This window comes from Granulibacter bethesdensis (assembly GCF_001889545.1).
Classification (GTDB): domain Bacteria; phylum Pseudomonadota; class Alphaproteobacteria; order Acetobacterales; family Acetobacteraceae; genus Granulibacter; species Granulibacter bethesdensis_B.
In genome coordinates this window covers 209,490-224,705 of record NZ_CP018194.1, presented here as the reverse complement: position 1 = coordinate 224,705, position 15,216 = coordinate 209,490, and the positions used below count along the sequence as shown (strand labels likewise).

13 protein-coding genes and 1 tRNA gene are annotated in these 15,216 nt (G+C 58.2%); 3 read left to right on the top strand and 11 right to left on the bottom strand.

Annotated features, from left to right (window positions below; genetic code table 11):
* The first annotated feature begins 153 nt into the window (after positions 1 to 153).
* Positions 154 to 705 carry a GNAT family N-acetyltransferase gene (locus GbCGDNIH8_RS00955; protein ID WP_072571758.1) on the top strand — a complete coding sequence of 184 codons (552 nt, stop codon included), beginning with the start codon at positions 154 to 156 and terminating at the stop codon, positions 703 to 705.
* A gap of 23 nt (positions 706 to 728) precedes the next feature.
* On the opposite strand, the gene GbCGDNIH8_RS00950 is transcribed toward GbCGDNIH8_RS00955, so the two are convergent.
* The 3 genes from GbCGDNIH8_RS00950 to GbCGDNIH8_RS00940 are packed head-to-tail and all read right to left on the bottom strand — an operon-like array spanning position 729 to position 4,557.
* Positions 729 to 1,397 carry a PqiC family protein gene (locus GbCGDNIH8_RS00950; protein WP_072571757.1) on the bottom strand — a complete coding sequence of 223 codons (669 nt, stop codon included), beginning with the start codon at positions 1,395 to 1,397 and terminating at the stop codon, positions 729 to 731.
* Between the two features lie 2 nt (positions 1,398 to 1,399).
* Positions 1,400 to 3,118, bottom strand: a complete 1,719-nt coding sequence (locus GbCGDNIH8_RS00945) for a PqiB family protein (RefSeq protein WP_072571756.1) — start codon at positions 3,116 to 3,118, stop codon at positions 1,400 to 1,402.
* On the bottom strand, positions 3,115 to 4,557 hold the full coding sequence (locus tag GbCGDNIH8_RS00940) for a paraquat-inducible protein A (protein ID WP_072571755.1): 1,443 nt from the start codon (positions 4,555 to 4,557) through the stop codon (positions 3,115 to 3,117). Before GbCGDNIH8_RS00940 ends, GbCGDNIH8_RS00945 begins: the two co-directional genes overlap by 4 nt.
* An 86-nt stretch (positions 4,558 to 4,643) precedes the next feature.
* Between GbCGDNIH8_RS00940 and arsC the strand changes: the two genes are divergently transcribed.
* Positions 4,644 to 5,102: an arsenate reductase (glutaredoxin) gene (arsC, locus tag GbCGDNIH8_RS00935; RefSeq protein WP_253736064.1), complete on the top strand. Its 459-nt coding sequence runs from the start codon at positions 4,644 to 4,646 to the stop codon at positions 5,100 to 5,102.
* Positions 5,103 to 5,230: 128 nt separating this feature from the next.
* Positions 5,231 to 5,305 (top strand) — tRNA-Thr (locus GbCGDNIH8_RS00930).
* A gap of 29 nt (positions 5,306 to 5,334) precedes the next feature.
* On the opposite strand, the gene GbCGDNIH8_RS00925 is transcribed toward GbCGDNIH8_RS00930, so the two are convergent.
* From GbCGDNIH8_RS00925 to GbCGDNIH8_RS00890, 8 genes are all read right to left on the bottom strand, one after another.
* A complete protein-coding gene (locus GbCGDNIH8_RS00925; protein ID WP_072573488.1) occupies positions 5,335 to 6,246 on the bottom strand; it encodes a DMT family transporter in 912 nt (303 codons plus the stop codon).
* A 146-nt stretch (positions 6,247 to 6,392) separates the two neighbouring features.
* Positions 6,393 to 7,091, bottom strand: coding sequence for a response regulator (locus GbCGDNIH8_RS00920; protein ID WP_072571754.1), 699 nt, complete (start codon positions 7,089 to 7,091; stop codon positions 6,393 to 6,395).
* On the bottom strand, positions 7,088 to 9,787 hold the full coding sequence (locus tag GbCGDNIH8_RS00915) for a sensor histidine kinase (RefSeq protein WP_072571753.1): 2,700 nt from the start codon (positions 9,785 to 9,787) through the stop codon (positions 7,088 to 7,090). Before GbCGDNIH8_RS00915 ends, GbCGDNIH8_RS00920 begins: the two co-directional genes overlap by 4 nt.
* The gene (gene kdpC / locus GbCGDNIH8_RS00910) at positions 9,788 to 10,408 is read right to left on the bottom strand and encodes a potassium-transporting ATPase subunit KdpC (RefSeq protein ID WP_216634466.1); all 621 of its coding nucleotides are present in this window, start codon (positions 10,406 to 10,408) and stop codon (positions 9,788 to 9,790) included.
* 9 nt (positions 10,409 to 10,417) lie between these two features.
* Positions 10,418 to 12,514, bottom strand: coding sequence for a potassium-transporting ATPase subunit KdpB (kdpB, locus tag GbCGDNIH8_RS00905; protein WP_072571752.1), 2,097 nt, complete (start codon positions 12,512 to 12,514; stop codon positions 10,418 to 10,420).
* Between the two features lie 15 nt (positions 12,515 to 12,529).
* The gene (gene kdpA / locus GbCGDNIH8_RS00900) at positions 12,530 to 14,236 is read right to left on the bottom strand and encodes a potassium-transporting ATPase subunit KdpA (RefSeq protein WP_072571751.1); all 1,707 of its coding nucleotides are present in this window, start codon (positions 14,234 to 14,236) and stop codon (positions 12,530 to 12,532) included.
* 3 nt (positions 14,237 to 14,239) lie between these two features.
* Positions 14,240 to 14,329, bottom strand: a complete 90-nt coding sequence (locus GbCGDNIH8_RS00895) for a potassium-transporting ATPase subunit F (protein WP_072571750.1) — start codon at positions 14,327 to 14,329, stop codon at positions 14,240 to 14,242.
* 292 nt (positions 14,330 to 14,621) lie between these two features.
* Entirely contained in the window at positions 14,622 to 15,023 is a 402-nt protein-coding gene (locus GbCGDNIH8_RS00890) for a hypothetical protein (RefSeq protein WP_072571749.1), read from the bottom strand.
* Positions 15,024 to 15,216 lie beyond the last annotated feature (193 nt).

Below are 15,216 nucleotides of genomic sequence, written 5' to 3'. Positions count from 1 at the left end.
AAATACCGTTCTTGATGTTACAATATCGTGACTGATCTATAACATGCCATGATCATACAAGTCACTACAAAACAACTCATGGTTTACAATGACACGATGACCACTACTCTGAAATTTCAATAATACACCCCGATAACATCAAGATCGTTCATCATGACATACCGCCCTCCCGTTTTCCGCCCGGCGCAGCCTGAGGACAGTGCCTTCATCCAAAGCATTTACGCCCATCACGTGCTCCATGGAACAGGAACCTTTGAGGAAACACCCCCGGCAGTGGAGCAGATGGAGCGCCTGATCCACACCATCAAGAGCCGAGGCTGGCCATTTATCGTCGCTGAAGACCGCACCGGTATCATCGGCTATGCCTATGCAGCACAATTCCGGGACCGCTCCGCCTACCGCTACTGCGCCGAGGACAGTGTTTACGTGCGTGAGGATGTACGGGGACAGGGCGTTGGCAAGGCACTCCTGACCCTGCTGCTTCATGAAAGCGCCCGGGCCGGTTTCAAACAGATGGTCGCGCTGATCGGGGATGCGGAGAATATTGGCTCGATCGGCGTCCATGCCACGCTGGGCTTCAAATCAGTCGGACGCCTGCGGGAGGTCGGGGTGAAGCTGGGGCGCACACTGGATGTCGTGCTGATGCAGCGCGCCCTGAGCGATCTTGAGACAGAATCAGGACGAGAGAGTATCCAGTCGCTTTGACCCGTCATCCCGCATCCGCTTCTTCATCCATCCAGCCGGGGCAGGTCAGGGGCGGTGCGGGCCACCGCGGCGGCCATGGCATCGGCCATCTCTGCCAACGCCGCACTCAGGGCTGCGACCAGGGAAGCTGTATCAGTCGCTGATCCTCCACCTGATATCGGATGGCTGATCCGCACTGGCTGGGCCATCAAGGCAGTATGAGAGCGGGAGGAACGGATCGCGAATTGCGCCAACAGCAGCACAGAGCCATCGCCGGGAGATTCAAAACGCTGCAGATCGGCTTCAACAATGACGGTCGGATCGGCGGAAATAGCCCCCGATTCCGAAAATACCGTCGATCCCGGCAGACGCAGCGACAAATCCTGTCGTAAAACCCGGTCCACCATATCGGTCAGAGGCTCCGCCCAACGCTGGTTGGAGGCCAGAAACACCCTGTACCCATCGCTTGATCGCACGATTTCAGGCCGATCCAGATAGGCCGGCAGGCCAACCCGGCGCAGTTCCACCAACCAGTTACCCTGATAGACACGGGCGGGCGGCATGGTCGCCAGTGTGAAAAGCTGCGGATCGGGTGACGCACAACCACTCAACCCCGCCAGCCCGGCGGCCAGACCGCCCAGCACGGCGCGGCGTTTCACAGCGCCTGCACAGGCATGGCCAGACCTGATCATGGCCGGTTGCTTGAATACCATGATCAGTGCTCTCCTGCTCTGGCACGACCGAGAATCAGGGCCTCCGGGTGACGGTCCAGCAGATCGGCCAGAATCCGGATGGAACGGGCCGTATCGTTCAGCTGGGCCATCAGGCGATCCAGCTCCCGGTTGAAATGGGAATTCGCCCCGTACCCGTTATCCATAGAGCCGACCAGCGTATTCGCCCGGCTCAATGTTGCCTGCAGATCCTGACTGATTTTAGGCAGGCGGCGCAGCAAAGGGGTCGCGCCCTTATTGGCATTGTCCGCCAGTTCCCGCACGCTGGCCATTGTTTTGGATACATCGCGCAGCGTGTTACGAAGCTGCTCCCCTTTGGCGATGGCGGCCACCCCTTCCAGAGTCTGGTTCAGATTGGCACCGATCTCTGCGAAAGGAATAGCGTTCAACTTGGCAGCAATAGCCCCGAAAGAGGCTGTCAGCCCGGCTAAATCCGTCCCGGTGGCCTGTTGCAGCACGACTGCATCGCCTTCGTGCGTCAGCACGCTATCCTGACCGTTTTCATCCATCACCAGCTCGATCGCCTGCGCGCCCGTGATATAGCTTGTCGTCGCCAGTTTGGCGCGCAGGCCGCGCCTGACCAGTGCCGCCAGCCGCGCCTCGCTCTCCTCCTTGGAAACAGGCGGTCCCTTTATTTTGAGCCGCTCGGGCTGGACAACAAAATGAACCGGCACAATGACCATATTCGATTTGCTGTCGAACCCGAGATGAACATCGGTCACAAAGCCGACACGGATGCCGTACATCAGCACCGGAGCATACTTGTCCAGCCCACCGAGATCGCCCTTGAGATAGGTCACGAATTTCAGTTGCTCATGATAATGGGAGGCAGCAGCGGTATCCCGGTCACGGAACAGGAAGAAATTGGTTTTGTCGGTGGCTTCCGGGGTTTCCAGCGCCTCATTGGGCGTATCAAACGCAACCGCGCCGGATAGAAGGGCCTGAAGGCTTTCAATTTCCAGCCGGAAATCTCCCCCGGAGGTGGAAACGCTCATGCCTGAAGCACTCCAGAAGAAGGAGCCTTCATGCACATATTTATCAAACGGAGCACGGATGAAGATGGTCATGGTCCCCGATTCACCGGGTTTGCCCACATCCAGACTCAGAACCTCTCCCACGGGCCGGTCACGGAAAAAAACCGGGGCGCCGGTGCCGATCTGCCCGACCTTGAACGCCTTCAGCGTAAAAGTCTTGCCCGGCTCATCCGACCGCACCGCCGGGGGAGCCTCAAGTCCCTTGAATTGGTAACGATAATTCCCGCCCGGCCGGCCCGGATCGAGTTCGATAAAGGCCCCCGAAACAATGGTCTCCAGCCCCGAGATATCGCCTGCCGAGAGACGCGGGCGCACCACCCAGAAACGGGCATGATCGGTCAGAACGTTCTCCGCCTCCTGCCGCATGGCGATCGTGACCACGACATGAGACATGTCACTGCTCAGATTGATCGACTGGACCGTGCCAAGATCGACCGCCTTGTGCCGCACCTTGGTCTGGCCCGCGACCAGCCCCTCACCGGTCTGGAAAGTCAGGGTGATGGTCGGCCCTTCCTGACTGATGGTGCGGTACCCGATCCAGATCACGCAGATCGCCGCCAGAATTGGCACCAGCCAGATCAGGGAAAAGCGACGGCGCGGCAGACCCTGCGGATAATCCAGCCCGTCATCATCCTCGGGAGACACAGACGGCCGTTCGTTATTGCTCATCGGGACAGACCGCCTTGCACGGAAACACGGGAGGATGATGCCAGCCTGACTCTGTCAGGAACCTCATCAAAAGCCTGATCACGGGAACGCCTTGTGTTCCGTTGCCGGTCAATCGCTGCATCCCACATCAGGCGCGGGTCGAAAGTCTCCGCCGCCAGCATCGTTATGATCACCACACCGGCAAAAGCCAAAGCCCCCGGACCGGGCTGAATAGTTGCAATGAATCCCATATGCACCAGTGCGATCAAAATCGTCACTACAAAGACATCAATCATCGACCAGCGGCCAATCATTTCGATCACGTGAAAAATCCTGGTACGTGCTTTTACCCCCTCCATACTGGGTTTGCGCACCCGCAGGATCATCCAGACCAGCCCGATTACTTTCAGCACCGGCACCATGACGCTGGCAAAAAACACCAGCGCCGCCAGCGGCCACATATCTGCCTCGATCAGCTCCTTCACGCCACCGACAATCGTGTGAGGAGAGGTATCGCCCAATGAAGTGATGATCATCACCGGATAGATATTGGCCGGGATATATAAAAGCGCCGCGGCCGCCACCAACGCGATCGTTCTGGTAAGACTGTCAGGTTTCCGGCGATGCAGAAAACTGCCGCAGCGTGGGCAGGAGGCCCCATGATCCGCCCCCTCCACCACCAGCCCGCAACCATGGCAGCTGACGGCGTTCCGCGCGTCAAAGCGTCTTGTGGCAGCGCTGCGGCGGGCCTCCCCCATCAGTACAGGATCAGCGACAAGGCCACGCGCTTCCAGCTTGTTCCAGGCATCACGGGGATCAAGCGCCCAATCCATCGCCGCCATCACCAGCATCAGGCCGCCCAGAGCGTACAGAGCCACCCCGAACTGCACATGCGCCAGCGCCTCCAGACGGGAATAGGCGACCAGCATGCCGAGCATGAAAACCTCGATCATCGACCATGGCCGGACCCATTGGGCGACGCGCAGCAGAATATACAACTCCCGCGGGGCCTTGCGCATACGCGGTGCCGTAATGGCCGCCAACAGCCCGAAAAGACGGAGAAACGGCGCAATCAGGGTGGTGAACATCACGATCAGCCCCAGCCCCCACAGACCATATTCCCAGAACGCCAGTGCACCACCCAGCATGGTGCCGACATTTTCCCGGCCCCGCATATCGAAGATAATATACGGCATCAGACCAACCAGAATGAACAGCGCCAGCCCGGTCCCGGCCAGCGCCACCGTATCCCGTTCAGGCGAGCGTGTCGTGCGGCGCAGCACGGTGTGACAGCGGGTGCAGTGCACTTCCAGCTGCGATCGCGGTGGCTGGCGGTAAAACGCGCCACAGCCGGGGCATTCCAGCGCATGACGGTGCACCACGATGGAAGAGGCAGTCCGGGAACGGGCAGCGTCTGACGCTCCGTCAGGCTGCGAGTCTTGCTGATCGGCATGAACCATGCGGGTCGTGGACGCCTTTCACTGAATGCCGTTCACCGGTCTTTAGCGTGTTCCTGTCAGGTGTTCTATAAGGGTTCCGGGCATATATGGTTGCAAAGACTGACGATCCTGCCACTGCAACCATCCGGGGCAACCATCCGGGCCACAATGATGGAGAGGGACAGGCGATGACAGTGACGATCTACCACAATCCGGGCTGCGGTACGTCCCGTGCGGTTCTGGCCCTGATCGAGGAAGCAGGACATAAACCGGTCATTATCGAGTATATGAAAACACCGCTGACCCGCCCCAAGCTCAGCGGATTGCTGCATCGTATGAACGGCTCCGCGCAGGATCTGTTGCGTCGCAAAGGGCCGGCCTATGAACAATCCGGCCTCGACCGCCCCAATCTGTCGGAGGAGGAGATTCTGACCGCCATTCTGGCGGAACCCGCCCTGCTCAACCGGCCCATCGTCGATACGCCACTGGGCGTCAAACTCTGCCGCCCTGCCGAAACGGTCCTGGCCATTCTGCCGCCCGCCCCGGTCGCAGAGAACACAAACTGATCTTTCCCGCTCAGGATGCATGATATAAGGCGGCTTCTTCTCTTGCCGCCTGCCCTGGCTTTCTGTATATCGGCGCCGCTCAGGGATACATATGACCCGTCACAGGGTCTCTGGTTCGTATGCCTTGTGCCGACATAGCTCAGGGGTAGAGCAACTGATTCGTAATCAGTAGGTCCTCGGTTCAATTCCGAGTGTCGGCACCATTTCTCTCCGACATCACCGGATTATATCGTCAGGCATGCCCCGCATCCGAACCGGACAGGCATAGCATGCCACCAGCCAGCGCCATGCCCAGCCCCAGCAGATAGGCAGGGATCAGCGGCTCATGCAGAAACACCACCAGCCATATCGTCGATAAAGCAGGCGCTGCAAAAGCCAACGCGGTCAGCCGGGCAGCATGGGCTGATGACATCGCGTAGATCCACAGGATGTAAGAGACCCCGTTGATCAATACTCCGTTCAGCAGCAAGGCTGGCCATGCCGAGCGGGGTGGCAGACTCAACTGGCTGAACAGGACCAGCGGCACCAGCGAACATACAAGCGAGAACAGAAAAACCCAGACCGTGCCGGCAAACGCATCCAGCCGCAGAAAACGGGACAACACCGAAAAAAGCGTAAAGCTGAACGCCCCCAACAGCACGACGCACAGTGTAGCGAAACCGGCTCCTGCCGTGCTTGCATCCGTCTCTGACCCCGCTGGCAACACGGCATGCCCTGCGGCAGAAGCTGTGACCAGCAGAGCCGCAAAACCCAGCGCCATTCCCACCCAGCGCCGGAGACTCATCCGCTCGCCGAACGCGGCCATGCCGAGCAGGACGATCATCAGCGGCCAGCTCGATTGTGTGACCAGCACCGCCACCCCGTTAGCATGGCCGTAGCCGTAATAGACCGCCAGATAGAAGAAACAGTCGAGTATACCAAGCAGCGCAGGCAGCATCAGCAACCTGAGCCGGCTGGTATCCGCACGTTTCGGCAACAGATTGCGCCAGGCACGGCCACTCAGACGATGCACCGCCAGCACGGCCAGCAATGACAGCAGGTTGGACCAGCTCATCATCTGATAAAAATCGATCTGCGCCTGCGTGACCTTCGAGACGGTTCCGATCAGGCTCCACAGCAGGACACACAGTATGACAGCCAGCAACGGACCGGTCCGCGATCCATGAATGACCGTCCGGGGCGGCCCCGCAGACGGCAAAGCATTGTCAGGGGGAACAGAAGGAGCCGTATATTTTGTCACGGGTCAGAACAACCACCGCAGAAACCATACACCAAAGAGGATGGATGGCTTTACCGGTCCGCACCATCCTCCTCTATCAAACGATAGCCGATACCGGTCTCAGTCACGATATGGCGGGGCTGTTCGGGGTTGGCTTCCAGTTTCTGCCTGATCTGCCGGATATAGACGCGCAGTTGCTGTACATCGCCCTGCGCGCCCCATAATCTGGACATGATATGCTGATGGGTCAGCACTTTTCCGGCATGCTGCACCAGCATCCGCAGAATATCCCATTCACGCGGGGAGAGTTTGACCTCCTCCCCACCCTTGAAAACATGGCGGCGCACCAGATCGACCGATAAATCGCCGGAGACGAACACCGGCACGGTGCCTTCCGTTTGCAGGGAATGGCGCAACGCCGTCCGCAGGCGGGCCACCAGCTCCGCCATGCCGAACGGCTTGGTGACGTAATCATCAGCCCCCATTTCGAACGCCGCCACCTTGCCGCGTTCGTTATCCCGCGCCGAGAGGATCACCACCGGCAGAGTAGGAGCCGTTTTCCTGATCTGCCGCAGCACTTCCAACCCATCCATATCCGGCAGACCGAGATCAAGCAGCACGAGATCAGGTTTTTGTTCGGCCAAAACCTGCATTGCCACAGCACCGCTGGCGGCCTCCGTGATCCGCCATGACTGTGTTCCCAGCGTGGTGCGCAGCAAACGACGAATGGCCGGCTCGTCATCCACGATCAGCACGCAGGGGTCGCTCATCTGTTCTCCGCCTCCATTGGAAAGGTAATCATGAATTCAGCGCCGGAGCGGTCACTGCGATTGCGGGCCTCGATCACGCCCCCCATGGCTTCGATGAAACCCCGCGCAATGGCAAGCCCCAGCCCGGTACCGGGGCGGGAACGATCAGCCGAACGGAAGCGCGTGAATTTCTCAAACACGCTCTCCGTATCCTGCGTGGCCAGACCTGCTCCTTCATCCAGCACCCGAATCGTCAGAACGCCAGCGCCATGCCCGATCATGATGCTGATCGGCGTGCCCGACGGCGTGTATTTGGCCGCGTTATCAAGCAGATTGAACAGAACCTGCTCCAGCAAAACATCATCCAACAGGGGCATGGGCAGGTCGGGCGCGACGTCCAGCCGCACCGGATGATCCGACAGGATGCGGGCTGCACGGGACAAAGCGCTGGCCGCCACCTCCGCAATATCCACCCGCTCCCGTTTTGGTTGCAACGCCCCAGCCTCCAGCCGGATCATGTCGAGCAGATTCGCCACAAAGCGATTCAGCCGCTCAGCCTCCTCACGAATGGTCAGCAGCAATTCCCGCCGGTCCTGATCCGTCAGCAGCGCATCATAATCGTGCAGGCTGGAGGCCGCCCCCAAAATGGAAGCCAGCGGCGTGCGCAGATCATGCGAGAGCGAGGTCAGCAACGCACCACGCAGTTTTTCCGTCTCCGCAGTGAGGCGTGCCTCATCCAGATCTTTCGCCAGACCGATCCGCTCGATCGCCAGCGCCGTCTGATCTCCCAGAGCATCCAGAAGCTGTTGCTGCTCGGGATACAACAGATGGTCCTCGGCATGGGCGTCCAGACCGATCACCGCGACCGGCCCGCGACCGGTGCGCAGCGGGATGAACAGCCAGCCCACGCCCGGCAAGGTATCGGAGCCACGACCAGCCATACGATCGTTTTTCCAGGCCCAGCTTGCCGCCGCCAGATCATCGGCATCAATCTGTTCATCCGGGGTATAGGATGCACGCAGGATCAGCCGGTCGCCCTCCGGCATCAGGATCACGGCATTGCGTTCCAGCGCGGTGGCAATCTGATGGCACGCCGTCCACAGCAGATCCTCCAGCGTGACAATACCCGACAGACGACGGCTGAACTGATAAAGCGACTGCGTGATATCCGCCCGATGACGCGCCACCACCGCCTGATTACGGACCCTTGCCCCTAAATGGCTGGCGATCAGGGCAGTGGTCAGAAAAAAGAACATCGCCACCACGTTCTCCGGCGCGGCAATGGTCAAGGTGTAAAGCGGGGGCAGGAAAAAGAAATTGAAACACAGCATCCCCAGCAAGGATGCCCACAGGGAAGGCCATAAACCATACGCCACCGCCACCCACAGAATGGCGGTCAGAAATGTCAGTGATACATTGCCGACTTCCAGAATCTGCCGCAGCAGCATGGCAGCCCCGGTTGCCACGCCGATGATCAGCGTGCTGCTGATATAGGGCATGGCCTGACGCGGTTCCGGGGCGAACGGTGTCACCACGTCCTGGTCATCACCACGGGATCGGGCAACGATATGGATTGGAAAACTGCCGCCCGCCCTGATCAGGCGGTTCGTCATCGAACGGCTGAACCAGCGCGTCACACGTTGATACCAGCGCATCCGCCCTGCATGACCATCCGGGTGGGCCGCCACGATCTGCGTCACATTATGTGCCCGGGCATAGGCCAGCGCATCCAGCGCCTCATCCTGTCCGGGAATGGTGACGGTCTCCGCCCCCAGCGACCGGGCCAGATGCATCTGGCCTGCCATACGCGCCCTGGCATCTTCCGTGATGTCACGCCCGGTCTCGACATGCAGCACGATCCATGGCGCATGCAGATGATCGGCCAGCCGCCTGCCATAGCGCAGCAGGCTGGCATCCCGATCCTGCAATGTCAGCCAGACCATGATCCGCTCCCCCGCCGCCCATGGACCAGAAATGGCATTGGCCTTCATGTGATCGAGCAGCTGGGCATCCACCTGCTGCGCCGTCTGCCGCAGGGCCAGCTCCCGTAACGCCGTCAGATTGCCGGGCGAGAAATAATGCAGCATCGCCCGGCCGGCCGCCTGTGGGGCGTAGATTTTACCATCCCGCATCCGCTGTAACAGATCATTCGGTGTCAGATCGACCAGCTCGATCTCATCCGCTTCACTCAGCACGCGATCCGGCACCGTTTCCCGCACACGGATGCGGGTGATGCTGGCAACAATATCGTTGAGACTTTCCAGATGCTGGATATTGACAGTGGTCAGCACGTCGATCCCGGCGGAGATCAGCTCCTCCACATCCATCCAGCGTTTGGGATGACGTGATCCAGGTACGTTTCCATGCGCCAGCTCATCCACCAGCACCATCTGCGGCGCACGATTCAGGATTGCATCCAGATCCATCTCGGTCATCGTGCGGTCACGATATGGAACGGAGCGGAGGGGAATGATTTCCAACCCCTCAACCAAGGCCGCAGTACCGGCACGGCCATGCGTTTCCACGACGCCGATGACGAGATCAACACCCTCGCTCAGAAGATGATGCGCGGTGGTCAGCATCTCACATGTCTTGCCAACCCCCGGCGCCGCACCAAGAAAAATCTTCAGCCGCCCGCGACGACCTTCCTGCCCTTCTTTTTCCGCCTGACGCAGCAGGGCATCGGGATCAGGCCGTTCCGGGCGGGTATCCTGCATTTATTTCAGCGTATCCAGAGCCATGTTGAGTTGCAGGACATTGACCCTCGGCTCCCCCAGCCAACCCAGAAAAGGCTGTTCCGTCATCTGATTGACCAGAGTGACAATGCGATCTTCCGGCAGCTTGCGCACACGTGCAATGCGCTTCACCTGAAATATCGCCGCCTGCGGAGAAATATCAGGATCCAATCCGCTGCCGGAACCTGTTACAAGATCGACCGGAATGGAAAAACCTGCCGCCACCGCCTCAGGATTTTCAGCTTTCAGTGCCGCCGCAGAAGCCGCAACACGATCGACCAACACTTTCGAGGTCGGGCCGAGATTGGAGGCAGCCGAGGCCGCCGCATTATAAGGCACGGATATCGTCGCAGCCGCATTGGCCGGATCAGGCCCCATCGTTGCCGACAGGCGCGGATGAAAATAGCCTGGCTGCGTGAAATTCTGGCCGATCAGACGGGAGCCGATCAGTTTCCCATGGTCGTAAACCAGACTGCCCCCCGCTTTTCCGGGCATGATCAGCGCAGATAATCCGGTGATAGCCAGCGGATAGGCAATACCCGTGATCAGGGACAGAAACAGAAAAACCATGATCGCGGGACGAAGGTGACGCATGATGCTCATGACGCGCTCTCAAGCGAGGCCAAGGCTGACGACGATCATGTCGATCAGCTTGATGCCGATAAAAGGAACGACCATTCCACCCAGCCCGTAAACCAGCAGATTGCGCCGCAGCAAGGACGCCGCCCCGACCGGGCGATAACGAACGCCTTTCAGGGCCAGCGGTATCAGGGCAACGATAATCAGGGCGTTGAAGATCACTGCTGACAAAACCGCACTTTCCGGAGTGCCAAGATGCATCACGTTCAATGCACCAAGCTGCGGGTAAAAGCCGATGAACATGGCGGGGATAATGGCAAAATACTTGGCGACGTCATTGGCGATGGAAAACGTCGTCAAGGCGCCGCGTGTCATCAGAAGCTGTTTGCCAATTCCGACGATTTCGATCAACTTGGTTGGATCGCTGTCCAGATCAACCATATTGCCGGCCTCACGCGCCGCCACAGTGCCCGTGTTCATGGCCACGCCGACATCCGCCTGAGCCAGCGCAGGGGCATCATTGGTACCGTCCCCGCACATGGCCACCAGCTTGCCTGCCGCCTGTTCCTTGCGGATCAGGGCCAGCTTGGCTTCCGGTGTCGCCTGGGCCAGAAAATCATCCACACCGCTCTCTGCCGCAATGGCAGCAGCGGTCAGAGGATTATCTCCGGTGATCATCACTGTGCGGATGCCCATACTGCGCAATTCCGCAAAACGTTCGCGAATACCGCCTTTCACAACATCCTTCAGGTGGATTACGCCCAGCAGACGGCCACTATCGATCACCGCCAGCGGCGTGCCACCTGAACGGGCAATCTCATCGGCGCTGTCCCGCACGGCCTGGCGTGATGAATCAGAGGTCGCCGCCTCCAGCACACTGTCAACCGCCCCCTTGCGGATGCTGCGGCCACCGATATCGACCCCGCTCATCCGCGTCTGCGCCGTGAACGGCACAAAACGGGCCTCCAGTGTTTGCATCTCCCGTCCGCGCAGCGCGAATTTTTCCTTGGCGAGAACAACGATGGATCGGCCCTCCGGCGTTTCATCGGCCAGAGAAGCCAACTGCGCCGCATCGGCCAGTTCTTCTTCCGTCACACCGGGAACCGGAATGAACGCCGCCGCCTGACGATCCCCGATGGTGATTGTACCGGTCTTGTCCAGCAGCAGCGTATCAACATCTCCGGCGGCCTCCACGGCACGACCGGACATGGCCAGCACATTGAAGCGGATCAGCCGATCCATACCGGCTATGCCGATGGAGGATAGCAATCCACCGATGGTGGTCGGAATCAATGTGACAAACAATGCCACCAGAATGAACACCGAAATATGGCCGCCTGCATAAGCGGCAAAGCTCGGGATGGTCGCAACAGCCAGAATAAAAATCAGGGTCATGCCCGCCAGCAGAATGGTCAACGCAATTTCATTTGGCGTTTTCTGACGTTGCGCTCCTTCCACCAGAGAGATCATGCGATCCAGAAACGTCTCCCCCTGCGCCGAGGTAATGCGGACGATGATCCAGTCCGACAAAACCCGCGTGCCACCCGTCACCGCGGAACGATCACCACCGCTTTCACGAATAACAGGCGCCGATTCACCGGTGATGGCGGACTCATCGACCGAGGCAATGCCTTCGATCACCTCACCATCACTGGGGATGAAATCCCCTGCCTCGACCAGCACGACATCCCCGACTTTCAGTTCAGGCGCGGCAGCACCCTGATACATGCCAGTGGCGGAATAACGTCCGTCACTATCGGCAATCAGGCGTTTCGCCATTGTATCCGTTTTGGTACGACGCAAACTGTCTGCCTGGGCCTTGCCACGTCCTTCGGCAATAGCTTCAGCAAAATTGGCAAAGAGCAGTGTAAACCAGAGCCAGAGATTGATCTGAACCGCAAAACCGACATGCCTTTCGCCGGAGAGGATATCCCTGATCAAAAGAACAGTGGTCAGCAGCGTGACAATCTCGACCACAAACATGACGGGGTTGTGCCACATCACACGCGGATCAAGCTTGCGAAAGCTGTCGACAATAGCAGGCAGTATCAGATCACCCCGCAGAAGCTGTCTGCTGCGCGGATGGACCCGCTCCGATGCGGCGGGCGCATTGGATGATAGAAAGGTCATGGACAAAAACGCCTTTCAATACAAGGTGCCGCGGAGCATCGACAGATGCTCGACGATCGGCCCCAGAGCGAGAGCTGGCAGGAAAGTAAGTCCGCCGACGATGATGATCACACCGGCCACCAGACCAATGAACAGGCCGGTATCGGTCGGAAATGTTCCGGATGAAGGGGGAACGATTTTCTTGGCGGCCATGGAGCCGGCAATGGCCAGAGCGGGCACGATCACAAAAAACCGCCCGATCATCATGCCGATCCCGAGCGTGATGTTCCAGTATGGGTTGGCGGTCAGACCTGCAAAGGCACTTCCGTTATTCGCAGCCGCCGAGGTGTAGGCATAAAGGGCTTCGGTAAAGCCATGCGGACCAGTGGCAGACAACGCGGCCAGACCCGGTTTGACCACCACTGCAACAGCCGTAAATCCAAGCATCACAAGCGGCAGACACAACACTGCCAGCATCGTCATCTTGATCTCACGCGCCTCAATTTTCTTGCCGAGATATTCCGGGGTACGCCCGACCATGAGACCCGCCATGAACACCGCAATGATGGCGAACAGGATGAAGCCATACAGCCCGGCACCAACACCACCGATGATCACTTCACCCAGCATCATGTTGATCAGCGGCACCATACCACCCAGCGGCAGAAAACTCTCATGCATCGCATTGACGGCACCGCAGGACGCATCGGTCGTGACAGCGGCAAACAATGACGATGCCGCAACACCGAAACGGGTTTCCTTGCCCTCCATATTCCCCAGCGACTGATCGATCCCGAAAGCGGAAAAGGCCGGATTTCCGTGCGCTTCGGCCCAGTAGACAGCCGTCACGCCCACAAGGAACAGAGCGGCCATGGCCCAGAATATCGCCCAGCCCTGACGCTCATTGCCAACCATACGCCCGAACATGTTGGTCAGTCCGGCTCCAATGGCAAAAATGCTGATCATCTCAACGAAATTCGTCAGCGCATCAGGATTTTCAAATGGATGGGCAGAATTCACATTGAAGAAACCACCGCCATTGGTCCCCAGCATCTTGATGGCTTCCTGCGAGGCAACCGGTCCCAGCGCAATGGTCTGACGTATACCTTCATAGGTGGTAGCAACCACACTGCCCGAAAATGTCTGAGGAATACCTTCAAAAACATAAAACAGGCTGAGCACGACAGAAAGCGGCAGCAGCACATACAATGTTGCGCGCACCATATCGACCCAGAAATTGCCGATGACTTTTGATTCCCGCCGGGCAAACCCCCTGATGATAGCTGCGGCCACAGCAATACCCGCGGCTGCGGATACAAAATTCTGCACTGTCAGGCCGAGCATCTGGCTGAGATAACTCATAGTCGTCTCACCGCCATAGCTCTGCCAGTTTGTATTGGTGACGAAACTGACAGCAGTATTGTAAGCCAGATCAGGCGCCACGCTCCCCTGTCCCGCCGGATTCAACGGCAGGGAGGCCTGCAGACGGAGAATGGCGTAAACGGCCAAGAAGCAGACGATTTTAAAGCTGAGCAACGCCAGGGCATAGTGCGACCAGGACTGTTCCTCTTCCGGCCGTACACCTGAAAACCGGTACAATGCCCGCTCCACCGGCCCGAGAACGGGCGACAGAAAAGTCCGCCTGCCCTCCAGCACGGAGACCAGAAATCCCCCCAGCGGCCTTGTCAATGCAAGAACACAGAGAAAGAAAATGCCGATTGTGATCCATCCCGCCATGGACATGGTTCAGAACCTTTCCGGCCGGATCAGGACGGCGGCAACATAGACCAGCAAAAAAATGGTCACGCCACCCGCCAGAATGAGATCAAGGGTCATGCCTCAGATCCTCGCGCATGCCATCACGAAACCGATACAGGCGATAAAGCCCACCAGTCCAAGGCCAAGATAAAATCCGTCGAGCATTTCATACTCCTCTGCAGATCAGATTTATCGCGCGACCGGGATAGGAATGAGAGAGGGAGAGACCTACCAGCGGTATAGGAATCTCATAGGCGCCCAAACGAGAGCCTGTTTTGTAAAAGGAATGTTGTTTTGCAGCATCCCCGGGTCGGGCTGACCTGGCCCGGAGATAGCTGTTCATCAGGAAAAAGCTTTTTGAGACGTGTGTTCAGTAATAATAAAAGGGTGCCCACGGCCCCCACGCAGACCATTCCATGGCGTAATCCTGATCCATGGATGCCGTTGCCTGCTGCTCATCCGCCAGGTGCTGCTCAAATACTTCATGTCGATAGTTGCTGTAAGCCTTCTGGTCCCCGACATAGACACAGCCGCATAGTGTCGGATCGGAATAGACATACAGCATCTGGCCATTGCGTACCTGCCGGACAAATTTATGGGGCGGCAAGGTTTTCATGGATGCAAGTCTGGCAGGCGTATCAGGCAGATGAGGCACGAAACCGGCCGCGGCCAGCTTGTTTTCCTTCTGGGTCACGTTCTGACCGCATCCTGCGACGGCAAACAGAATGGCAACTATAGGCAGCATGCGGGCCACAAAAATTTTACAAGACATCACTGATCCCTGTTTTTAAATCAAATTCAGTATAGTGCATCATCAAAATTCTTCATCAAGTAAAATTTGTTAACCGTAACAAAACACCTCTATTAGACAATATATAAAATTATAGACACTTTACATAAAAAAAACTTTATCAAAATGACGGATTACCCACCAGAAAATTAGATTATTTTTTATTTGCTATTTT

Bases quoted from the DNA above. Each gene is read 5' to 3' on its own strand.
- GbCGDNIH8_RS00955 (WP_072571758.1), top strand. From the start codon at position 154: ATGACATACCGCCCTCCCGTTTTCCGCCCGGCGCAGCCTGAGGACAGT.
- GbCGDNIH8_RS00950 (WP_072571757.1), bottom strand. From the start codon at position 1,397: ATGGTATTCAAGCAACCGGCCATGATCAGGTCTGGCCATGCCTGTGCA.
- GbCGDNIH8_RS00945 (WP_072571756.1), bottom strand. From the start codon at position 3,118: ATGAGCAATAACGAACGGCCGTCTGTGTCTCCCGAGGATGATGACGGG.
- GbCGDNIH8_RS00940 (WP_072571755.1), bottom strand. From the start codon at position 4,557: ATGGTTCATGCCGATCAGCAAGACTCGCAGCCTGACGGAGCGTCAGAC.
- arsC (WP_253736064.1), top strand. From the start codon at position 4,644: ATGGTTGCAAAGACTGACGATCCTGCCACTGCAACCATCCGGGGCAAC.
- GbCGDNIH8_RS00920 (WP_072571754.1), bottom strand. From the start codon at position 7,091: ATGAGCGACCCCTGCGTGCTGATCGTGGATGACGAGCCGGCCATTCGT.
- GbCGDNIH8_RS00915 (WP_072571753.1), bottom strand. From the start codon at position 9,787: ATGCAGGATACCCGCCCGGAACGGCCTGATCCCGATGCCCTGCTGCGT.
- kdpC (WP_216634466.1), bottom strand. From the start codon at position 10,408: ATGAGCATCATGCGTCACCTTCGTCCCGCGATCATGGTTTTTCTGTTT.
- kdpB (WP_072571752.1), bottom strand. From the start codon at position 12,514: ATGACCTTTCTATCATCCAATGCGCCCGCCGCATCGGAGCGGGTCCAT.
- kdpA (WP_072571751.1), bottom strand. From the start codon at position 14,236: ATGTCCATGGCGGGATGGATCACAATCGGCATTTTCTTTCTCTGTGTT.
- GbCGDNIH8_RS00895 (WP_072571750.1), bottom strand. From the start codon at position 14,329: ATGACCCTTGATCTCATTCTGGCGGGTGGCGTGACCATTTTTTTGCTG.
- GbCGDNIH8_RS00890 (WP_072571749.1), bottom strand. From the start codon at position 15,023: ATGTCTTGTAAAATTTTTGTGGCCCGCATGCTGCCTATAGTTGCCATT.